Annotated in this window: 1 protein-coding gene; it reads right to left on the bottom strand. The window is 67.5% G+C overall.

The annotated features are described in order from the left end of the window. A partial coding sequence (locus D7231_RS35870; protein ID WP_199739557.1) for a transglycosylase domain-containing protein occupies positions 1–1,030 on the bottom strand: 1,030 nt, incomplete at both ends.

The following is a 1,030-nucleotide window of genomic DNA, read 5'->3' as shown; positions in this document are numbered from 1 at the left end:
CTCGCGCACCTGCTCCACGGCCTCGACCATGGAGTTGACCATGCCCTCGTCGAAGGTGGTGTAGATGCGGTTGCCGCCGGCGGCCAGCTCGTCCTCGCTGATCAGGTCGTTGGCGATCATGTACTGGTCGGCCAGGTCGGTCAGGTACCCGATCTGCCCGGCTCGCTCCATCGCCCGGGTCGGCGGCTGCGGCAGCGGGAACTCCTCGGCGATGATCTCCTGGTACTCGGCCTGGCTCAGCCCCTCACCGACCTCGACCCGGCGCTCCAGCACCCAGGCCCAGCGTTCCGTGGCCCGCTCCAGGTTGGCCTCGTTGACGTCGCTCAGCTCCTCGCCGTCGCCGCCGCTGTAGGGGTCGAAGAGGCTGGGGCCGTTGAGCAGGGAGGTCAGGAACGCGCACTGGCTGTCCGTCAGGTCCACCGCGTCCACGCCGTAGTACGCCTGCGCGGCGGCCTGGATGCCGTAGGCGCCGCGGCCGAAGTAGGAGGTGTTGAGATACCCCTGGAGGATCTCCTCCTTCTCGATCTCGGCGCCGACCTTCACGGACAGCAGCAGCTCGCGGACCTTTCTCTCTATCGTCTGGTCCTGCGTGAGGTACATGTTCTTCACGTACTGCTGCGTGATGGTCGAGCCGGACTGCACGTCCCCGCCGCGCGCCATGTTCAGCACGGCGCGGCCGATGCCCATCACGTCGATGCCGGGGTCCTCCCAGAAGGTGGCGTTCTCGGCGGAGATCACCGAGTCCTGCATCGCCTGCGGGATGTCCTCCAGCTCCAGGTTCTGCCGGTTGACGTTCCCCTCGCCGGCGACCACCATCCGGGAGCCGTCCGCCCAGTAGTAGACGTTCGTCTCGCGCACCGCGATGTCGTTGGCGCTGGGGATCTCGGTCATCGCATACGCGATGCCGACCAGGCCGATCATCATCGTCATGAACGCCAGGCAGGAGCCGAGCACCTGCTTCCAGGAGGGCACCCAGCGGCGGAGGCCGGTGTACCCCGAGCGCGGGTAGTCGATCAGCCTCCGCTTCGAG

This window comes from Streptomyces klenkii (assembly GCF_003626645.1).
In the GTDB taxonomy this organism is placed as follows: domain Bacteria; phylum Actinomycetota; class Actinomycetes; order Streptomycetales; family Streptomycetaceae; genus Streptomyces; species Streptomyces klenkii.
This window is presented reverse-complemented; position numbering and strand designations above follow the sequence as displayed.